The sequence below is a fragment of the Klebsiella sp. C360 genome (genome assembly GCF_048822415.1).
Classification (GTDB): Bacteria; Pseudomonadota; Gammaproteobacteria; order Enterobacterales; family Enterobacteriaceae; genus Klebsiella; species Klebsiella quasipneumoniae.
In genome coordinates this window covers 79,779-98,393 of sequence record NZ_JBMEZZ010000011.1, presented here as the reverse complement: position 1 = coordinate 98,393, position 18,615 = coordinate 79,779, and the positions used below count along the sequence as shown (strand labels likewise).

17 protein-coding genes are annotated in these 18,615 nt (G+C 60.0%); 6 read left to right on the top strand and 11 right to left on the bottom strand.

The genetic code is table 11. The annotated features are described in order from the left end of the window. Window positions 1-42: 42 nt before the first annotated feature. The 5 genes from ACOI7D_RS22550 (at window position 43) to ACOI7D_RS22530 (ending at window position 7,395) form a co-directional block, all read left to right on the top strand. Complete coding sequence (locus tag ACOI7D_RS22550; protein WP_032453792.1) at window positions 43-1,563, top strand: aldehyde dehydrogenase family protein; 1,521 nt, start codon at window positions 43-45, stop codon at window positions 1,561-1,563. A gap of 699 nt (window positions 1,564-2,262) precedes the next feature. After that, entirely contained in the window at window positions 2,263-2,844 is a 582-nt protein-coding gene (locus ACOI7D_RS22545; RefSeq protein WP_064157691.1) for a fimbrial protein, read from the top strand. Between the two features lie 194 nt (window positions 2,845-3,038). Then, window positions 3,039-3,701: a molecular chaperone gene (locus ACOI7D_RS22540; protein ID WP_032418427.1), complete on the top strand. Its 663-nt coding sequence runs from the start codon at window positions 3,039-3,041 to the stop codon at window positions 3,699-3,701. Window positions 3,702-3,737: 36 nt separating this feature from the next. Next, on the top strand, window positions 3,738-6,293 hold the full coding sequence (locus ACOI7D_RS22535; RefSeq protein WP_049013863.1) for a fimbria/pilus outer membrane usher protein: 2,556 nt from the start codon (window positions 3,738-3,740) through the stop codon (window positions 6,291-6,293). A gap of 7 nt (window positions 6,294-6,300) precedes the next feature. Further along, window positions 6,301-7,395, top strand: coding sequence for a fimbrial protein (locus ACOI7D_RS22530; RefSeq protein WP_109547025.1), 1,095 nt, complete (start codon window positions 6,301-6,303; stop codon window positions 7,393-7,395). Here ACOI7D_RS22530 and ACOI7D_RS22525 read toward each other — a convergent pair. Both ACOI7D_RS22525 and ACOI7D_RS22520 read right to left on the bottom strand, forming a co-directional pair. Next, window positions 7,392-8,081, bottom strand: a complete 690-nt coding sequence (locus ACOI7D_RS22525) for a molecular chaperone (protein WP_023290734.1) — start codon at window positions 8,079-8,081, stop codon at window positions 7,392-7,394. The two genes, ACOI7D_RS22530 and ACOI7D_RS22525, sit on opposite strands and share 4 nt — an antisense overlap. 36 nt (window positions 8,082-8,117) lie before the next feature. Further along, window positions 8,118-8,669 carry a fimbrial protein gene (locus ACOI7D_RS22520; protein ID WP_109547026.1) on the bottom strand — a complete coding sequence of 184 codons (552 nt, stop codon included), beginning with the start codon at window positions 8,667-8,669 and terminating at the stop codon, window positions 8,118-8,120. Between the two features lie 492 nt (window positions 8,670-9,161). On the opposite strand from ACOI7D_RS22520, the gene ACOI7D_RS22515 reads away from it, so the two are divergent. Beyond that, entirely contained in the window at window positions 9,162-9,986 is an 825-nt protein-coding gene (locus ACOI7D_RS22515) for a transporter substrate-binding domain-containing protein (protein WP_226453113.1), read from the top strand. 55 nt (window positions 9,987-10,041) lie between these two features. Here ACOI7D_RS22515 and ACOI7D_RS22510 read toward each other — a convergent pair whose 3' ends face one another. The 9 genes from ACOI7D_RS22510 to speB form a co-directional block, all read right to left on the bottom strand. Then, window positions 10,042-10,662, bottom strand: a complete 621-nt coding sequence (locus ACOI7D_RS22510) for a hypothetical protein (RefSeq protein WP_023290731.1) — start codon at window positions 10,660-10,662, stop codon at window positions 10,042-10,044. Window positions 10,663-10,818: 156 nt separating this feature from the next. Then, window positions 10,819-11,613: an SDR family NAD(P)-dependent oxidoreductase gene (locus ACOI7D_RS22505; protein ID WP_087827202.1), complete on the bottom strand. Its 795-nt coding sequence runs from the start codon at window positions 11,611-11,613 to the stop codon at window positions 10,819-10,821. A gap of 60 nt (window positions 11,614-11,673) precedes the next feature. Next, window positions 11,674-12,606 (bottom strand): 2-hydroxyacid dehydrogenase, encoded by a 933-nt coding sequence (locus tag ACOI7D_RS22500; RefSeq protein WP_044524446.1) that lies wholly within the window; start codon window positions 12,604-12,606, stop codon window positions 11,674-11,676. A gap of 5 nt (window positions 12,607-12,611) precedes the next feature. Beyond that, a complete protein-coding gene (locus ACOI7D_RS22495) occupies window positions 12,612-13,340 on the bottom strand; it encodes a class II aldolase/adducin family protein (protein WP_032453783.1) in 729 nt (242 codons plus the stop codon). After that, the gene (locus tag ACOI7D_RS22490; RefSeq protein ID WP_281166492.1) at window positions 13,341-14,861 is read right to left on the bottom strand and encodes an amino acid ABC transporter permease/ATP-binding protein; all 1,521 of its coding nucleotides are present in this window, start codon (window positions 14,859-14,861) and stop codon (window positions 13,341-13,343) included. A 30-nt stretch (window positions 14,862-14,891) separates the two neighbouring features. Next, a complete protein-coding gene (locus tag ACOI7D_RS22485) occupies window positions 14,892-15,695 on the bottom strand; it encodes an ABC transporter substrate-binding protein (RefSeq protein ID WP_023290726.1) in 804 nt (267 codons plus the stop codon). 19 nt (window positions 15,696-15,714) lie between these two features. Continuing rightward, window positions 15,715-16,782, bottom strand: a complete 1,068-nt coding sequence (locus ACOI7D_RS22480; protein ID WP_023290725.1) for an isopenicillin N synthase family dioxygenase — start codon at window positions 16,780-16,782, stop codon at window positions 15,715-15,717. Then, window positions 16,779-17,642 (bottom strand): sugar phosphate isomerase/epimerase family protein, encoded by an 864-nt coding sequence (locus ACOI7D_RS22475; protein ID WP_049013838.1) that lies wholly within the window; start codon window positions 17,640-17,642, stop codon window positions 16,779-16,781. Before ACOI7D_RS22475 ends, ACOI7D_RS22480 begins: the two co-directional genes overlap by 4 nt. Before the next feature lie 10 nt (window positions 17,643-17,652). Continuing rightward, on the bottom strand, window positions 17,653-18,603 hold the full coding sequence (gene speB, locus ACOI7D_RS22470; RefSeq protein ID WP_004145693.1) for an agmatinase: 951 nt from the start codon (window positions 18,601-18,603) through the stop codon (window positions 17,653-17,655). Window positions 18,604-18,615: the final 12 nt, after the last annotated feature.

The following is an 18,615-nucleotide window of genomic DNA, read 5'->3' as shown; positions in this document are numbered from 1 at the left end:
CAATATGCCGCTGCGTCTCAACCCTACAGAAGGAGATTTGCGATGCGTTATGCACACCCTGGCCAGCCCGGCGCCCTGGTTTCATTGAAATCCGCTTACGGCAACTTTATTGACGGTAAATTTGTCGAGCCGCTGAGCGGTGAATTCTTTATGAATACCTCCCCGGTAGACGGCAGCAACATTGCGCAGTTTCCCCGGTCGGATGCCAGAGACATTGACTTCGCCCTCGACGCCGCCCACCGTGCGGCGCCGGCGTGGGGCAAAACCTCAGTGCAACAGCGCTCCAGGCTGCTGCTGCAGGTCGCCGACCGTATTGAACAGCATCTGGAATATCTGGCGGTGGCGGAGAGCTGGGACAACGGCAAACCGATCCGCGAAACGCTGAATGCCGACCTGCCGCTGGCGGTGGATCACTTTCGCTACTTCGCCGGCTGCCTGCGCGCCCAGGAGGGAAGCACTGCCGAAATTGATGAAACCACGGTGGCCTACCATTTCCATGAACCGCTGGGGGTGGTCGGTCAGATTATCCCATGGAACTTCCCGCTGCTGATGGCCGCGTGGAAGCTGGCCCCGGCCCTGGCGGCGGGGAACTGCGTGGTGCTCAAGCCGGCGGAACAGACGCCGCTGAGTATTACCCTGCTGCTGGAGCTGATCGGCGATCTGTTCCCGGCGGGGGTGCTGAACGTGGTGCAGGGCTTCGGCAAAGAGGCGGGCGAGGCGCTGGCCACCAGCAAGCGTATCGCCAAGCTGGCGTTTACCGGCTCCACGCCGGTCGGGCGACATATTCTCGCCTGCGCGGCGGAGAATATTATCCCCTGCACCGTCGAGCTGGGGGGTAAATCGCCCAATATTTACTTCGCCGACGTGATGGAGGGTGAAGAGGAGTTTATTGAGAAGGCGGTGGAGGGGCTGGTGCTCGGTTTCTTCAACCAGGGTGAGGTCTGTACTTGCCCGTCGCGGGCGCTGATCCATGAATCTATCTATGAGCCCTTTATGGCGCGGGTCATGGAGAAGGTGGCGCAGATCCGTCGCGGCGATCCGTTAGATACCGACACCATGATCGGCGCCCAGGCTTCCCGCCAGCAGTTCGACAAGATCCTCTCCTATATTCAGATTGCCCGGGAAGAGGGCGGACAAATCCTCACCGGCGGCGAGCGGGCGGCGATCGCGCCGGCGCTGGATAATGGTTTTTATATTCAGCCCACGCTGATTAAAGGTCGCAACGATATGCGCTCCTTCCAGGAGGAGATCTTTGGGCCGGTGATCGGGGTGACCACCTTTAAGGACGAAGCGGAAGCGCTGGCTATCGCCAATGAGACCCAGTTTGGCCTCGGCGCCGGGGTGTGGACGCGCGATACCAACCTCGCCTATCGCATGGGGCGCGGTATTCAGGCCGGTCGCGTATGGACCAACTGTTATCATGTCTACCCGGCTCATGCGGCGTTCGGCGGCTACAAACAGTCCGGCGTCGGGCGGGAAACGCACAAGATGGCGCTGGATGCCTATCAGCAAACCAAAAACCTGCTGGTGAGCTACGGCACCGCGCCGCTGGGCCTGTTCTGAAGCCCATCTCATTACTGATTGATGCTCAGTCCGCAATCCGTTCGGGTTGCGGATTTTTTTTGCGTCAAAATAACCCGGTGAAAGGGAGCGGTTACGGTGGCGGATAACGGCAATACATTTGGGTTAATGAAGTAATAGCTTTCATTTGAAAATAAAAATACTTCCAGAACAAGAAATTACAGCGTGGATCAGGAGCGCTTTGCCCTAATTTGTGTAGAAATGATGAAGATTAATACCAGGAAAATTCCTAATTTTATCGTGGCGCCGGGTTTGAGCACAATAAAACAAGACGCTTTTTTGAGCAATTACCTTTAAATTTGTTAATAAAATTGACGTGTTGTTGTTGAGAGGTATTTAATTTTCTTTTGTATAGATATGTAAATTAACATCGAAATGCCATTTCAAAAAATAACTTTATGGCAAGTATAGTCGTTAACCTGTATGTAACATTTCATCAGGTTGCCTTTTTTTACATCGGGTAATATATTTATTTTGCACATCAAAATAACTCTTTTTCTTCTGCTTGTTATTCATGGCCACCTTTCGGCGAAATAAAGCGGAGTCAAAGGACGTGTGCCGATTATCCTGCGGAAGGAACGTAATGAACATTTACAGGGAGGAACGGACGAGCCGTTTCGCGATAGCCATGGGGCTATTGTCGATGACGGGAAAATATATTCGTTAACGATGAGATAAATAATGAAAACGCAACTTCGTATTATGGCAATTCTCATGGGAGCGCTGGTTTCTGGCGCTGCAATTTCTGTTACTACGCCAACCATTAACGTTAACCCTGGCACCAAGGCGGGTACCCAGGGTACCGGCGGACAGGTTATCTTCAATGGATCAATCACCGACAGCTCCTGCAATATCGACAGCGCATCCACCAGCCAGACGGTGGATCTGGGCAAATGGGCCAGCACCTATTTTACCAGCACAGGTTTTGAAACCACCAAAACGCCTTTCCATATCAAAGTAAAAGATTGCCCTGCCAGCGTGACAAATGTCGCGGTGCTGTTTGACGGCGCGCGCGATCAGTCCGATAACACGCTGTTGGCTACCACCGGCGGCGCCGCTGGCGTGGCGATCAAGCTGTATGAAGATGACAAGTCTACGGCGGTCAGCCTCGGCAAAGTGTCGAAAGCCAAAAATGTCGTTGCGGGCGCGACTGCCGGCACCGGCACTGCCGACCTCGAGTTTTTCGCCGACTATATCTCCACCGGTGCGGTGACGGCTGGCGATGCCAACGGTACGGCTAATTTCAATATGATTTATAACTAATCATATTGCGCGCTATTCAGAGTCAGTCCACTGCGACCTGATTAATTGCAGATAGCTAAAGTGATAATTGTCATAAAGTCACGGACTATATTCGTGACGGTATAGTTGTTTTTGCTAATTATCCCGACGGGTACTGGCTCTGATATTCCCTGCTTTATTTTATTGTTTGTTCAACCTTTACCTGATGGTAAGTCATGATGAAGAAAATAATTGCTGTTGCGGCCTTTCTGCTGTGCTCCACGGCAGCGCAGGCCGGTATTGTCATGGGTGGAACCCGTGTGATTTATCAGGAAGGGAAGCGTGAAGCCGCTATTTCAGTCACTAATGCCGATACCCATACGCCCTATCTGGTGCAGTCGTGGGTGGAAAATTACGCGGAAAACGATAAGGCCAAGGTGCCCTTTATTGTTACGCCGCCCTTATTCCGTCTCGATCCGGAGCAAAATAACGTCCTGCGCATTAACTTTATTGGCGCCTCGCTGCCCAGCGACCGTGAATCGGTCTACTGGCTGAACGTCAAAAGTATCGCCCCGACGCCCAAGGGCGAGGTGAACAAGCTGCAGGTCAATATTAAGTCGAAATTCAAAATCTTTTATCGCCCCAACGGCCTGGCGGGCGACCCGGCTAAAGCCTGGCAGCAGCTGAAGTTTAGCCAGTCCGGCGGTCATCTGACGGTGGCAAACCCCACTCCCTATTTTGTCTCTTTTTACGCCGTCGAAGTGGGCGGGAAGGCAATCGACGAGCCTGGCATGGTGGCCCCCTTTGGCGAGAAAACGTGGCCGGTGAGCGGGCACGGCACCGTCAAATGGCGGGCGATTAACGACTACGGCGGCGTCAGCGATTACGCCCAGCAGTAATTCCCCTTTGTGATGAGCTTACCGGACGGCGCCAGCATGAAAAGAATAACAACAGCCAGGGTGCGGGAGTATGCCGCGTTGCCCGTCACCGCCGGACGGGCGCTGGCGCTGGCGACGCTGCCGACGATGATGTGCTGTCTCAGCCCGCTGAGCCGGGCGCTGGCCGACGACTATTTTGATCCGGCGGCGCTGGAGTTTGCCGACCCGCAGCAGCAAACCTCCGATCTGCACTACTTCGCCAAACCCGGCGGGCAGCAGCCGGGGACTTATCCTGTCACCGTGGTGGTTAACGACCAGGAGCTGGGCCAGGCCAATATCACCTTTGTTGACGATGGCGGGCAGCTGCAGCCGGTGCTGACGCCCGGGCAGCTGGCGGATTATGGGGTCAACGTCAGCGCGTTTCCGGCTTTTCAAACGCTGCATGAAGGTGAGACCTTCACCCGGATCGAGAAGTTTATTCCCGACGCCAGCAGCCGCTTCACCTTCGCTAACCAGCGCCTGACGCTGAGCATTCCCCAGGCGGCGATGAACGTGCAAAGCCGCGGCTATGTCGATCCCTCGCGCTGGGACGATGGCGTGCCGGCCGCGTTTGTCGATTACTATTTTTCCGGCGCGCAGATAAAGAATGCCGATGAAGGGGAGAGCAGCCGCTCAAACTATCTCAATTTACGCAGCGGCGTGAACCTGGGCGCCTGGCGGCTGCGCAATATCTCCTCAATGCAGTACGACCAGCAGCGCCGACACTGGGATTCACAGAGCACCTGGCTGCAGCGCGACGTCCGCTCGCTGAAGAGTCTGCTGCGGATCGGCGATACTTACACCACCGGCGATGTGTTTGACAGCATCCCGTTTCGCGGCGTCCAGCTGATGTCTGACGATGAGATGCTCCCGGACAGCCAGCGCGGCTTTGCCCCTACCATCCGCGGCGTGGCGCACAGCAATGCCAAAGTGACCGTCTCCCAGCACGGGTATGTGATCTACGAAACCTTCGTGTCGCCGGGGGCGTTCGCCATCAGCGATCTTTATCCCACCTCGCAGAGCGGCGATCTGGAGGTGAAGGTGACCGAGAGCAATGGTTCGGTGCGCACCTTTACCCAGCCCTATTCCGCCGTGCCGTATATGCTGCGCGAAGGGCGCGGCAAATTCAGCCTCAGCGCCGGTCGCTACCACTCCGGGGCGGATTCGGTGCGCTCGCCGGAATTCCTGCAGGGCACCCTGTTCTATGGTCTGTCGGCGGGATTTACCCTCTACGGCGGCACGCAGCTGGCCCAGGACTATCAGTCGTGGGCGCTGGGCCTGGGCCGCGGCTTTGGCGAGTTCGGTTCGCTGGGAGGCGACGTCACCCAGGCCGTCACCCGTACGCCGTCGGGCAAGCGCTATGCGGGCCATTCGCTGCGCGCTCAGTATCAGAAAGATTTCGTCAGCTCGGGCACCACGTTCAGCCTCGCCAGCTATCGCTACTCCTCCAGCGGCTATTACGATTTTGCCGAAGCCAGCGCCCTCGAAAGCGCGCAGGGGCAGGTGGACAACCGGCGCCGCCGGGAGGAAGTGTCGGTGTCACAACGCCTCGGCGGTCTGGGCAGTCTGGCGGTTTCCGCCTGGTCGCAGGAATACTGGCACCGGCAGAGTCGGGATGAGACGGTGCATCTCGGGTTCTACAGCGCCTGGAAAGGGATCTCCTGGGGCGTGGGCTATTACTACACCCGCGCCAGCGGCCAGCAAAAAAATGACCGCTCCTGGTCTTTCAATATCAATATTCCGCTGGGCGGTCCGCTGTCCGACAGCGCGGTGAGCTACAACACCACCTCGGACAGCAATGGCTATACCTCGCAGCAGGTGTCGCTGTATGGCGCGGTGCCGACGCGGCCGAATCTGTTCTACTCGGTTCAGCAGGGCTACGGCAACCAGGGGCGGGGCACCAACAGCAGCGTCGCCCTGGACTACCACGGCGGCTTCGGCAACGCGCAGCTCGGCTATCGCCATGACGCCGCCAGTAATCAGCTGACCTGGGGAGGCGCCGGCTCGGTGGTCGCGCATCCGCACGGCGTGACCTTCGGTCAGACGGTGGGTGAGAGCTTCGCCATCGTCCGCGCGCCGGGGGCTGCCGGCGTGGCGGTGCAAAACGGCAACAATGTGCACACCGACTGGCGCGGCTATGCCGTGGTGCCGTCTCTGACCACCTACCGGAAAAATGTCATTACCCTCGACACAGAGTCGATGGCGGATGATACCGACGTCGACCAGCAGGGTCAGACGGTGATCCCCGGCGGCGGCGCGGTGGTGATGGCCAACTACCGGACCCGCATAGGCAACCGGGTGCTATTTACCCTGCGCAATGCGCAGGGGCCGTTACCCTTTGGCGCCAGCGCACGGTTGGTCGGGACGGAGGAGAGCGGCAATGCGCCGGGCGGCATGGTAGCCGACGGCGGTCAAGTGTACCTCAGCGGCGTGCCGCAGGAGGGAACCCTGGCGGTGAGCTGGGTCGTCAATAACCAGTCGCAGAGTTGCACGATGCATTTTCATCTTGCGGATAACCCACAGCAGAGTCTGAATACGGTGAAAACCGTCTCCGGGCTGTGCCAGTCACGCTGAGGCGGCTATGAAATCTGTTTTTCGTCTACTTCCTTTTCTCTTTTTGCTGGCGCTGAGCGGCTATCTTCCCGGCGCGCGGGCTGAAAACTGCCGCGCGAATATCGGCCAGACCACCGTCAATATTCCCAATATCAAGTATTTGCCCACGCTGCCGGTCAATACCCAGATGACCAGCGCGATGGCGGATAACGGCAGCGGGATCCCCTTTTCCTGCGACCTGCAGCTGCCGACGGCGAGCGCCAAACGCATTGTCTATAAGCAGCTGAAAACCGGCGGCTCGCCGGTGGTGATTAACGGACAGCACGTCTACCCCAGCGCCATCAATGGCATCGGCTACTCGCTTAGCTTCCAGTGCGCCGGCGGCCCGATGCGCGCTATCGACGGCAGCCACTCCGCTGGCGGCGAGTCGGTGGTGGTCTGCGACAGCACGATGCTCCCGGCGCTCATGACGCAGCAGCAGACGACGGTCAGGATCGCGGTAACCTTCTATAAGACCGGTACGGTACAGCTGGCGGACGGGACGCATACCAACTCGTCGCCGCTGCCGCAGGTGGGGGAGGTGACCATTGAACAGCAGGCCAACGGAAACGCCGGCTTTGTCGCCAGCGCGCCGGTCAGCATTGATATCGCCGCCCTGAACGTGGACATTGGCAGCAGCGGCAGCTGCCAGGTGGCGACCTCAACGATCCAGGTCAGTCTGGGCACGGTAAACCGGGCGGAGTTTCACGGTAAAGGGAGCACCGGCGGCCAGGCGAAGCGCTTTTCGATCCCGGTGTTCTGTCCGACGCCGACCGATGTGCGCATCGGCTTTTTCGGCGTCAGCGTGGAGAGTGATACCCTGGCGCTAAGCAAGGCCAGCAACAGCGCCAGCGGCGTCGGCGTGAAGCTGACCTACGGCAATAACCCCGGCGCGGCAGTGTCCGATGGCGCCAGCGTTAAAATCAATGAGGCCAGCAACTTGCCGATCCTGAAAAGGGTAACCGGCAGTAACGCCGGCACGGCTGAGGCCATCAATTTTAACGCCCAGTATGTGCAAACTGACGCCACGGTGACGGCGGGCACAGCCGACAGCATGGTGACCTTCGCCCTCGAGTATAACTAGCGTGGGGCCGGAGCATAGGCCGCCTGAAGGGGGATCGCCACCACCGCGCCGTCATCGTCGATATAGTTCAGCTTGTACAGGCGAGCGCTGTCGGTCGTTGACACGGTATAGCTGCTGTACGGCCGGAGCATCACGTTTCTCATCGGCGAAATGTGGCCTTTATTATCGATCAGCGCCCCGTTGACCAGGGTGATATGCAGTGGGCCTGAGTTAGTCAAGCGCAGGTTATTGCCGCTCTGCTGCCACTGCAGCTTTCGCACCTCTCTGGCGAGGGTGGTGGCGATGGCGGGAGGACGATAAAAGAGCTTCAGGCGGGTGCGGACGATAAACTGCAGCGTATGGTTACCGTCTGACGGCGGCGGATTCTCCTGAATATTGACCCAGTACAGGCTTTCCCGATCGGCGGGGAGCCCGCCGCCGAGATAGATAAAGCGCAGCTGGGCGGTTTGCTGGGGGGATAAATAGACCAGCGGCGGGGTCGCCACCATCGGCAGGCCGACGCGCGACCTGTTGAGCCCGGCGTCCAGCCAGATCTGCACTTTATAGGGTGTGCGGCTGCGGTTATGAATGTTCAGGGTGGCGGCTTTGTCTTTTCCTGAGTAGACCACCCGCGTGGCATCGATGGTGATCCCGGCGCAGGCCTGAAAGGTCATGGCGCTCAACAGCACAGCCAGCTGTATTTTCATCTTCGCTCCCTTTACGTCTCATCCCTGACCGGGAAGCTATTCCTGCATAATGGTAAACCGGGCCGTTGCGTTGCCGTCGCCGGGGAGTACGTGGGCTTTATCCCAGGTGTAATAGAAGGCTTTCAGACTGAAGGTGCCGGAGCCGCCGTCCACCGGGATCTCAATGCGGGGATCGTGCTGTGGATCGAGGTGTGCATCGAGGCCGAGCGGCGTCCCCGTACGGTCGGTGAGCAGAATACCCACGCTGCCGGCCGGCTTACCGCTATCGTTGAGGGCCAGCACATGATTTTCAGGCGTGGCGGTGGGAGAGGGGCCATCCACCACAATGTAGTAGGTGCCTTTCTCGCAATCTTTGACGCGAATATCGACGCCGACCGCTGGCCCGGTACCCGACTGGCTGTTTTTCAGTCTCGCCAGCGGAATATCGCCCATGCTGATGTCGATGACCCCGTTATTGCCCGCCCCTTCGAGTTTGCAGGCGCCGTTCACGACCCTGCCGATGAAATTTAGCGTGCCGTCGGCCGCGTAAACCGGGCCGGCGGCCAGTCCGACGAAGAGCATCGCCAGACCCAGGGTGGTTATTTTCATGTTCATTCCTCCTGTCGTGCCGGTAAACCTGGCGCCAGGGTCATTATTTTTCGGGTCAGATACGGCACAAAATGACTTTAATCGGGCATGTTTTTTATTAATTCATTTATTTGGCAAATATATTGTCGCCTGGAATTAATATATGCTTGTTATTTATTACCTGCGTTTTCCGGGATAGTACTGTGGAGGAATGCTGGAGTAAATAAGACGGTAGTTGTCGATGTCTGAACTCGAAATATCATGCATTTAAATAAATTATTAATTTATTCAATTGGTTGCTTCTCTCTTGCTGCTGTTTTTTGTGCTTAATTCGGCACGGCGTCAGTCTGGAAAATACGATCGCCGGCGTAAAGCTACGCCCGGCGGATGAGAAATCATTCACCGGGCGATAGCCCTGTTTCGTTGTCAGATTTGCGATCGGCAACCCGATCGTCGGGTTGTATGTCCCGATGTTTAAAAATAGGATGAATTCCCTGTTACGCGCTGCGGATGATGTTGACTGAGAAGCGGCCGGCCACCCCGGCGCAAAAACCCGATAACAATAAGGATGGCGAGATGAAACTGACGGTGGGGCTGGCGCTGACGCTGGCGATAATGACCTGCGGCGCCCAGGCGCGCGATATGCAAACCATTGAGCGCAGCGGTGAACTGAAGGTCGGCGTGCCGGGCGACTACGCCCCGCTGGCGTTTCGCAATGCCGCCGGCGAGCTGCAGGGCTATGACGTGGACATGGCCCGCGATCTCGGGCGCACGCTGGGGCTGAAGGTGAGCTTCGTCTACACCAGCTGGCCGGCGCTCGCCGCCGATCTGCAGGCGGACAAGTTTGATATTGCGATGGGCGGCGTGACGCAGACCCCGGCGCGGGCGAAGGAGTTCGCCCTCAGCCACCCGGTGGTGGCGAACGGTAAAATCGCCTTAGCCAACTGTCAGGCCGCCCCCCGGCTTGGATCGCTGGCGAAGATAGACCGTCCGGAGGTGAAGGTGGTCGTCAACCCTGGCGGCACCAACCAGAGCTTTGTCGATGAGCATATTAAGCAGGCGCAGATCATTCGCGTGAAGAACAACGTCGATAACCTGGAGGCGCTGCGGCAGAAAACGGCCGATATGATGGTGACCGATCTGATCGAAGGTGACTATTACCAGAGCAAAGAGCCCGGCGTGTTCTGCGTCGCCAACGAGACGCCGTTCGCCGGCACCGCCAGCGACAAGGTGTATATGATGAGTAAAGATAATCCGGCGCTGCTGGAGAAAGTGAACCAGTGGCTGGATAGCCAGGATAAAGAGGTTCTCAAACGGAAGTGGAAAATTCGCGGTTAAGCGCTGAGGCGCCCCACCGCCGACGGGCGCGTCCGGCGGTGGTTGTCGGCCGCGGTCAGCGCTGCGGCGACAGCGTCTGTCGCGCCAGGTCGCGGAAGTAGCAGGCGTAGCCGAGGGTGGCGGTCAGGCACAGCATATAGCCAAACGACTCGCTGCCTTCCTCCACCGTATTTTTCACCACCCGAGCGTAGTTCTCATCCAGCACGGCGTACCACAGGCCGTGCATACCGAACAGCCGCGAGAAGACCAGAATCGCCAGCAGGCCGCTGATCATCATCCCGTAATACGGGGTGCGGGTATAATCCGCCAGCTGCGACAGGGTCTGGCGCAAATGGCGCAGCGGCATCAGCAGGGACCCTGCGGTAGCCAGCAGGGCAAACCACACCCAGCTGCCATGGGAGAGTAAATCAAACAGGCCATCCAGTTCGCGGATCAGCATGGCGAGGAAGAAGCCGCCGATGAGGATATTGCTATAGCGCAGGTGGGCATATTTGCGCGCCAGCAGAAGATGAACCAGCACGATGACGGCCAGCACGCTCTCCTGAACCACTTCGGTGAGCGACACCTCCGGGATGTCGTTGCCAAATACCCGAATATCCACCCACAGGCAGAGTACCGCGATGGCGGCCGCGACCGCCGCGCCGAGAAAGAAAAGCAAGCTTCGTAACAGAGACATTAACACCACAACTTATATTTAAAACAAATATCATAAGTTTTGGGAATACATGTTCCTGTTCACTTTGTGCGACTTTGCGGCGGTTTTTTAACGTTTTGCGCTTTTTAGCGCCGGGAAAGACGACAGGGGAGGGGGACTCCCCTGAATGAGAGGACGTCAGAGAATATCATCCACCACGCCGCCGTCAACGCGCAGCGCGGCGCCGGAGGTGGCCGACGCCTGCGGCGAGCAGACGTAAACCACCATATTGGCGACCTCTTCCACCGAGGCCGCCCGCTGGATCACCGAACTCGGACGATGGGTCATGACAAACGCTTTCGCCAGTTCCTCCAGCGACTGGCCGGTTTTCGCCACTTCGTCTTTCAGCATTTCGGCAAAGCCGTCGGAAATCGTCGGCCCCGGCAGAACGCTGTTAACGGTCACTCCGCTGCCGGCGACATATTTCGCCAGGCCGCGGGCCAGCGACAGCTGGGCGGTCTTGGTGACGCCATAGTGGATCATATCCGCCGGGATATTGCGCGCCGATTCCGAGGAGATAAACACCACCCGCCCCCAGCCTTTACTGACCATCGCCGGCAGCAGCCCCCGCGACAGGCGCACGCCGGACATGACGTTGGTCTGCCAGTAGTTTTCCCAGGTCGCGTCATCGGTGGCGTAAAAATCCTGCGGGCCGTAGATCCCGGCGTTATTGACCAGAATATCGACGCCGGTCACGGCCTGCAGCAGCTGTGCCGCGCCGTCGGCGCCGCTGAGGTCGGCGACGGCGGCGCGCGCTTTCGCCCCCGGCACCTCATTTTGCAAGCGGGCGATCGCGGCGTTCACACTCTGCTCGCTGCGCCCGTTAAGGATGATCTCTGCGCCGCTCTCCGCCAGGCCTTTGGCGATAGCAAAGCCAATACCCGCCGTGGAGGCGGTGACCAGCGCGACTTTCCCCGATAAATCAATCTTCATGTTCCTGCCTTCTGGTTGTGGATCTCCCATTAAGCGTAGCAGCGGCGGTATCGGTGGGGATCAGTAACCGGCGTGCTTATTGACCAGGTTTTTGAGCGGCAGCCCGCGACGCTGGCGCTGAATGTTCTCCAGCAGCTGGCGGGCGATCACCTCGGCGGGGGCCGCAGAGGCCATATGCGGGGTGATCACCACCTGCGGATGGCGCCACAGCGGATCGTCCGCCGGCAATGGCTCCTGCGGGAAGACGTCGAGCACCGCTCCGGCGAGCTGGCCGCTCTCCAGCGCCGCCAGCACATCCTCATTGACCATATGCTCTCCACGCCCGCAGTTGATTAACACCGCCCCGGCGGGAAGCCGGCTGAAGAGCGGCGCGGCGAGAATACCCCGGGTCTGCGCGGTGAGCGGCAGGAGGTTAATCAGCCCGTCAAGCGACCCGAGGAAGCTGTCGAGCGCCTCCTCGCCGCGGTAGCAGGTGACGCCAGCCAGCTGCTTCTCACTGCGCGACCAGCCGGAGACCCGATAGCCAAGGCGGGCCAGCTGGTCGGCGATATAGCCGCCAATTTCGCCGAGGCCCATAATGCCGATATGGAAGTCGGCGGCGGCGCGCTGGGGATAGAGCTTCCAGGTTTGGGTCCGCTGGTGGGCCAGCGCCCGGTCAAAATAACGCTGGAACCACAGCACGCCCCACAGGGCATATTCGAACATGCCGTGACGAAAGTCCTCATCGATCACCCGGCACAGCGGGATATCGCTGGCGAACAGCGCGGGCGGCAGATGATCGACCCCGGCGGACGCGGCCTGGATCAGCTTCAGCCCTGGCGAGCGGGTCAACAGCTGCGGGCTAGGGAACCAGCAGCTGGCGTACTGCGCGTCGCGCGCCGCCTGGTGATGGGGCAGGAGCGCGGTGACGTCGGGAAACTGCTGCAGGGCGGCGCAGATATCGCGGGCGAAATCTGCGTCGTTACAATCCACCACGATAGTGATATCGGACATAGGCGTTAGTCTTTGTAAGAAGTATCGAGACGGTCAAGACGGCGCAACCACGCCTGCCAGACCTGTTGACGTTCATGCTCCACGCCCATCAGCTGCTCGCAGGCGTGCTGGCTGAGGTGCGGGGCGATGGTGTGGATCGGGCTGAGGGCCGCCAGCTGGGCGGCGGCCATCTGGATCTCGCAGGCACGATTGAGGTAGAACATGATGTAAAAGGCGTCAGCCACGGTACGGCCCACCGACAGCAGGCCGTGGCTCTGCAGGATCATGGCGATGTTATTCCCCAGCGAGCGCTGAATGCGCGCCCGTTCGTCGAGGTCAAAGGCCACCCCTTCATAGGGGTGGTAGCCGACGCGCTGGTAAAACTCAGTGCTGATTTGGTTGAGCTGCAGCAGGCCGTCCTCGCAGGCGGCCACCGCCATCCCCGGCAGGGTATGGGTGTGGATCACGCAGTGGGCGTCTTCCCGGGCCATATGCACCGCGCTGTGGATGGTGAAGCCCGCCGAGTTAGCCGGCGCCTCGCCCTCTACGACCTTGCCTTGCATATCCACCACGATCAGGTTGCTGGCGGTGACTTCGTCAAACATCATGCCGAAGGGGTTAATTAAAAAACGCGGCTCGCCATCGCCGGGCAGGCGCACGGAGAAGTGGGTGTAGAGGGTATCCTCCCAGCCGAACAGCGCCGCCAGACGGTAGGCGGCGGCCAGCTGCTGGCGCAGGTGTTGCTCAGTTGCCATTTAGTGCACTCCCATAAATTCACGGATTCGTTGCAGAGAAGGGGCCTCCAGCGGGCTGCGGATCACCTGCGGGGCGATGTCGGCCTGCACCACGCCGTTCTCCATCAGCACCACGCGGTCGGAAATCGACAGGGCAAAATCCATCTCGTGGGTGACAATCAGCATGGTCATGCCTTCGCGGGCCAGCGACTGAATGACCTTCAGCACCTCGCCCACCAGCTCGGGATCCAGCGCTGAGGTCGGTTCGTCAAACAGCATGATGTCCGGCTTCAGCGCCAGCGCCCGGGCGATCGCCACGCGCTGCTGCTGGCCGCCGGAGAGCTGTCCGGGGTACTTGTGGGCATGGGCCAGCAGACCGACGCGGTCGAGCAGCGCCAGGGCCTGCTCGCGGGCGACCGGCTGATCCAGCAGCTGGTGGTAGCGCGGGGCCAGCATCACGTTGTCGAGCACCGTGCGGTGGGGGAACAGGTTGAAGCTCTGGAAGACCATGCCGATGCGCCGCACCCCGGCGCGCATCTGGCGCTTATTGACGATGGCTCCGCCTTTCAGATAGTCCTCGCCGTAGAGAATGATCTCCCCGCCATCAATGCTTTCGAGGGCGTTGATGGTGCGGATCAGGGTTGTTTTGCCGGAGCCGGACGGGCCGATGATGCTGATCACCTCCCCGTTATCCACCTGCAGGTCGATGCCTTTCAGCACCTCATGCTGGCCCCAGGATTTGCGGATGCCCCGCAGATCCAGCGCCGGCGGCGCGCCGTTGACGGCCGGGGTGTTGATCGCTTCCGTCATCGCCGGCAGGCTCTGGCGCAGCGCCTGGCATTCCGCCTCGCTGAGCGTTTGCGGACGCTTGCGCTGAATATCGAGGCTATTCTCCAGCGCCCGGAACAGCCAGGTGAAGACGGTAACCACCATGACGTAGTACACGGCCACCGCCAGCAGCGTCTCCATCACGAGGAAATTTTGCGCATACAAGCGCTGGCCGGTGAGCAGCAGCTCGGGTAAGGAGACCACCGATAAAATCGAGCTCAGCTTAATGATGGTGATGTATTCATTGATCAGCGTCGGCAACGAGATGCGAAACGCCTGAGGAATTACAATCAGCCGCTGGATGCCGATAAAGCTGAAGCTCAGCGCATGGCCCGCCTCGCTTTGCCCTTTGGCCACCGACAACAGCCCGCCGCGGTGGATCTCCGCCATATAGGCCGCTTCGGTGACGGTCATCGACACCAGCCCGGCGATAAAGGGCACCCCGAGCAGCGGCTGGGTCAGCGGAAACAGCTGCGGCAGGTTGTAGACAAACACCAGCAGCACCATCAGCGGCACGCTGCGGAAAAACCAGATATAGAGTTCGACGGGGATCTTGATCCAGCGCGGCGCCGAGAGCTTCGCGCAGGCTAGCAGAAAACCGACCACCAGGCCGATCCCCCAGGACAAGGTGCTGATTACGATAACCGTCACGCACGCCTGCCAGAATGCCCCAATGCTAAATAATGAAAAAAAGTATCCCCAATCGAACGCCATACTGACTCCTGTTGCGCAGTGCTTATTGTCTTAATCGATGCTTTCTAAGTTGTATTTTTTGATCAGCGCGGCATATTTGCCGTTGGCTTTGAGCGTGGCGAGGGTGGCCTTGATCGCCTCCGCCAGCTCGGTGTTGCCTTTGGCGACATAGATCCCCAGCGGCAGCGGGTAGACGAGGCGCGTCGAGCTTATCCCCAGGCGACCGCGGCTCTTATCGACGATAATCTGCGCCGCCGGGGCTATCTCAAGCTGGGCGTCGATGTTCTTCGACAGCAGCGCCTGGGAGGCTTCCGGCGCCGTCGGGAACTCCTGAATAGTGATGGCCGGTTTGCCGTTTTTCAGGCACCACTCATCGGAGTGTTTTTTCAGGCTGGTCACCCAGGTGGTGCCTGCCTGCAGACCGACCTTCACGCCGCACAGCTCATCTTCGGTTTTCGGCTGCGCCGCGCCGCCCTTCAGGGCAATGATCGACGCGCCGGAAAGGGCGTAAGGGATGGCGTCGGCCTGCTTCTGGCGCTCCGGCGTCACGTACATCCCGGAGATCACTGCATCATATTTCTTGCCGATGCCGAGGATCAGGCTGGTGAACTTGGTGTCGATCAGCTGCGGTTTGGCCTGCAGATGCTCGGCAATCAGCGTCGCGAACTCGGGGTCGAGACCGACGATGTTGTTATTGCTGTCATAGGACTCAAACGGCGGGTAGGTGACCTCCATCCCCACCTTAAAGACGCCCTCGGTCAGCAGTTCCGCCGCCTGGGTGACAGAGGAGAAACAGGCGCTGACGGCGAGGGTAAGCGCGACGCGGCGCGAGATTTTTTTCAGGGTGCTAGTCATCATGGATCCTCACGGGTGGTTAGGGTTTTTTTTGCTGTGCCTGTTTTTTCAGATGGCCAAAGGTATGGGTGCCGCGCGCGCGCGCCGGCAGCTGGAGCTCGCCGCGATTGACCTTCTCGCGCAGATAGCGATAGGTTTGCAGCGCCTGGCTCCACATATGCTCGCCGATGCTCAGCTCCTGATATTCGCTGGCTTCTCCGGCGGCGAGAAAGGTCGGCAGCGGGCGGATCAGCGTGTGGTAATCGCAGGCGAAAAACAGCGGGAAGGAGTACCGCTCCTGCGGCACTTTGCGCACCCGGTGGGCTGTAGCAACAAATGTGCCAGCGCTGAGCACTTCCAGCATGTCGCCGATATTGATCACGAACGCCTCTTCTCCGGCGGCGTTCGTGACGGGAGGCGCGTCGATCCACACGCTTTCTTCATTGAGGACTTCAAGCCCGGGCTGGTCGGCGAGCAGCAGGGTGAAGCACTCATAGTCGGTGTGTGCACCAATTCCGGGAACATCTTCGACGCTGGCGTCGAACGGGTAATGGATGAGCCGCAGCTTGGCCGGCGGGCAGGTCACCATCGGTTTGAAATACCCTTCCGGCAGACCGAGCGCGAGGGCGAAAGCGTCGAACAGGCGGTGGCCGAGGGCGAAGACCGCGTCGTAGTAGGCCAGCACCCGCGCGCGGAAATCCGGCAGGTCGGGCCACTCGTTGGCGCCGATCAGCGGCGTACCGGCGAGCACCAGCGGATGGTCGTCCGCCGCCTGGAAGCCAATATCGAAGGCCTCTTTATGGTCCGGCTTGCCGGCGCCGTAGATCTCTTCTCCTTCCGGGACGTAGCCCTTATGGCTTTTGGAGCGGCCGATGTAATAGTTCATCTTCTCCGCCATCGGCAGAGCGAAGATCTGCTTCGCCGCCTCGCGGACGCCGGCGATCAGCGCCGGGTCGATGCCGTGGCCGGTGATGTAGAAAAAGCCCACCTCCCGCGCCGCGCGGCCGATGGCGTCGGCCACCGCCTGGCGCCTGGCGAGATCGTCGCCGGCCAGATCGCGGATATCGATGGTCGGGAGTTCAGTAAAAGCGTGCTTCACGGCGGTCATGGCTGCGGTTCCTGTTCAGTGAGCGTTAAAAACTGCTGAAAGTGGGCCTGCTGGCGCGCGGCCATCCAGGCGTTGAGCGACCAGAGGTCGGCCACCGGAACGTTGGTGAACGGCAGATGGTGCAGATAGCCGTCGGCGCCAAACTCCGGCGTCAGGGTGGTCTGCGGGTAGCCGCGCCGGCGCTGCGAATGCCAGATTTGCTCCCAGAAGCGCTCGGCAAAGGCCAGCGCCGGCTGATACTCCGGCGCCGCCGGGTGCGGCACCTGCGGCCCCTGGTCGTAGCCCACCCGGGCCTGCACGTGATGCACGCGGTCGATAAAGGCGCTGAAGTCATCGCAGGGGTCATCCAGCAGGCGCTCGCTGACCACCACCCAGTGGCTGATGTCGGCGGTAAAGCGCAGCTGGGGGAGCTGCTGAATGATCTCCAGGGTGAGCCACGGGCTGTACAGCGAGGTGGCGCGATGGGTTTCAAAGCTGCAGGTCAACCCAAACCCGGCGGCCAGCTCGTGCGCCTTGCCGAGAAAATCGACCTGCTGCGCCAGCGGCCAGCGATCGTTGCCCGCCAGCAGATTGACAAAGCGCGGGTTGAGGCCGCTGGCCTCGGCGAAGCGGATCCGCAGGCGCGCCAGATGCTGCTCCGGCGTTTCATGCTGAGCGGGGAGCACCCCGCCGCCGCTGAAGAGAATGGCGATATACTCCAGCCCCGACGCCTGCAGGCGGTCGGCGAGCTGCCGCCGCTCCTCCGCGGTTAACGGGACGCGGGCTTCGATACCGCAGCAGCCGACGCGCTGCAGTTCATCCAGCGTTTGCGGCCAGGGGGTCGTCACTCCCCAGAGGGTGCGAAAGCATTTCAGCTCCATGGCGGCTTCCTCAGGCGTACTTCACGCCGGGCAGGACGCAGAGCATCTCGTACAGCAGGTTGGCCGCCAGCTGGGAGGTATTACCGCTCACGTCATAGGGGGGCGAGACTTCAACCAGATCGGCGCCAATCAGGTTCAGGCCGCGGCAGCCGCGGACGATCTCCAGCGCCTGAATGGAGGTCAGGCCGCCGACTTCCGGCGTCCCGGTTCCCGGGGCCCAGATAGGATCGAGGCTGTCGATATCAAAGCTGAGATACACCGGCCCGTCGCCCATCTGCTGGCGGACTTCGGCCATCAGCGGCGCCAGCGAGGTATGCCAGCACTGCTCCGCCTGCACCAGGCGAAAGCCCTGGTCGACGCCCCACTGGAAGTCCCCGGCGGCATAGCCCTGGGCGCGCTGGCCAATCTGCACTACCCGCTTGAGGTCGAGCAATCCCTCCTCAACGGCGCGGCGGAAGGTGGTGCCGTGGGCGATTTTCTCACCGAACATCTCATCATTGGTGTCGGTATGGGCGTCGACGTGGATGAGCCCCACCGGCCCATGTTTTTTGGTCAGCGCCCGCAGGATGGGCAGGGTAATGGTGTGGTCCCCGCCGAGGGTGAGGGGGATCAGCGGATAACTATTCAAACCGGTGTAGTAATCTTCAATAATTTGCACCGATTTGAGCAAACTGTAGGTATTGATCGGCACATCGCCGATGTCGGCTACCGACAGCGAGTCGAACGGCGCGGCGCCGGTCGCCATATTGTACGGACGGATCATCACCGATTCGGCGCGAATATAGCGCGGTCCGTAGCGCGTGCCTGAGCGCTGCGAGGTGCCGATATCCAGCGGAATGCCGACAAATGCCGCATCAAGTCCCTGTAAATCTTCGATAAACGGCAGGCGCATCATCGTGGCGCGGCCGGCGAAGCGTGGCATCTCATTGCCACCCTGCGGTTGGTGAAAGAGGTTATCCATGTCTGCTCCTGA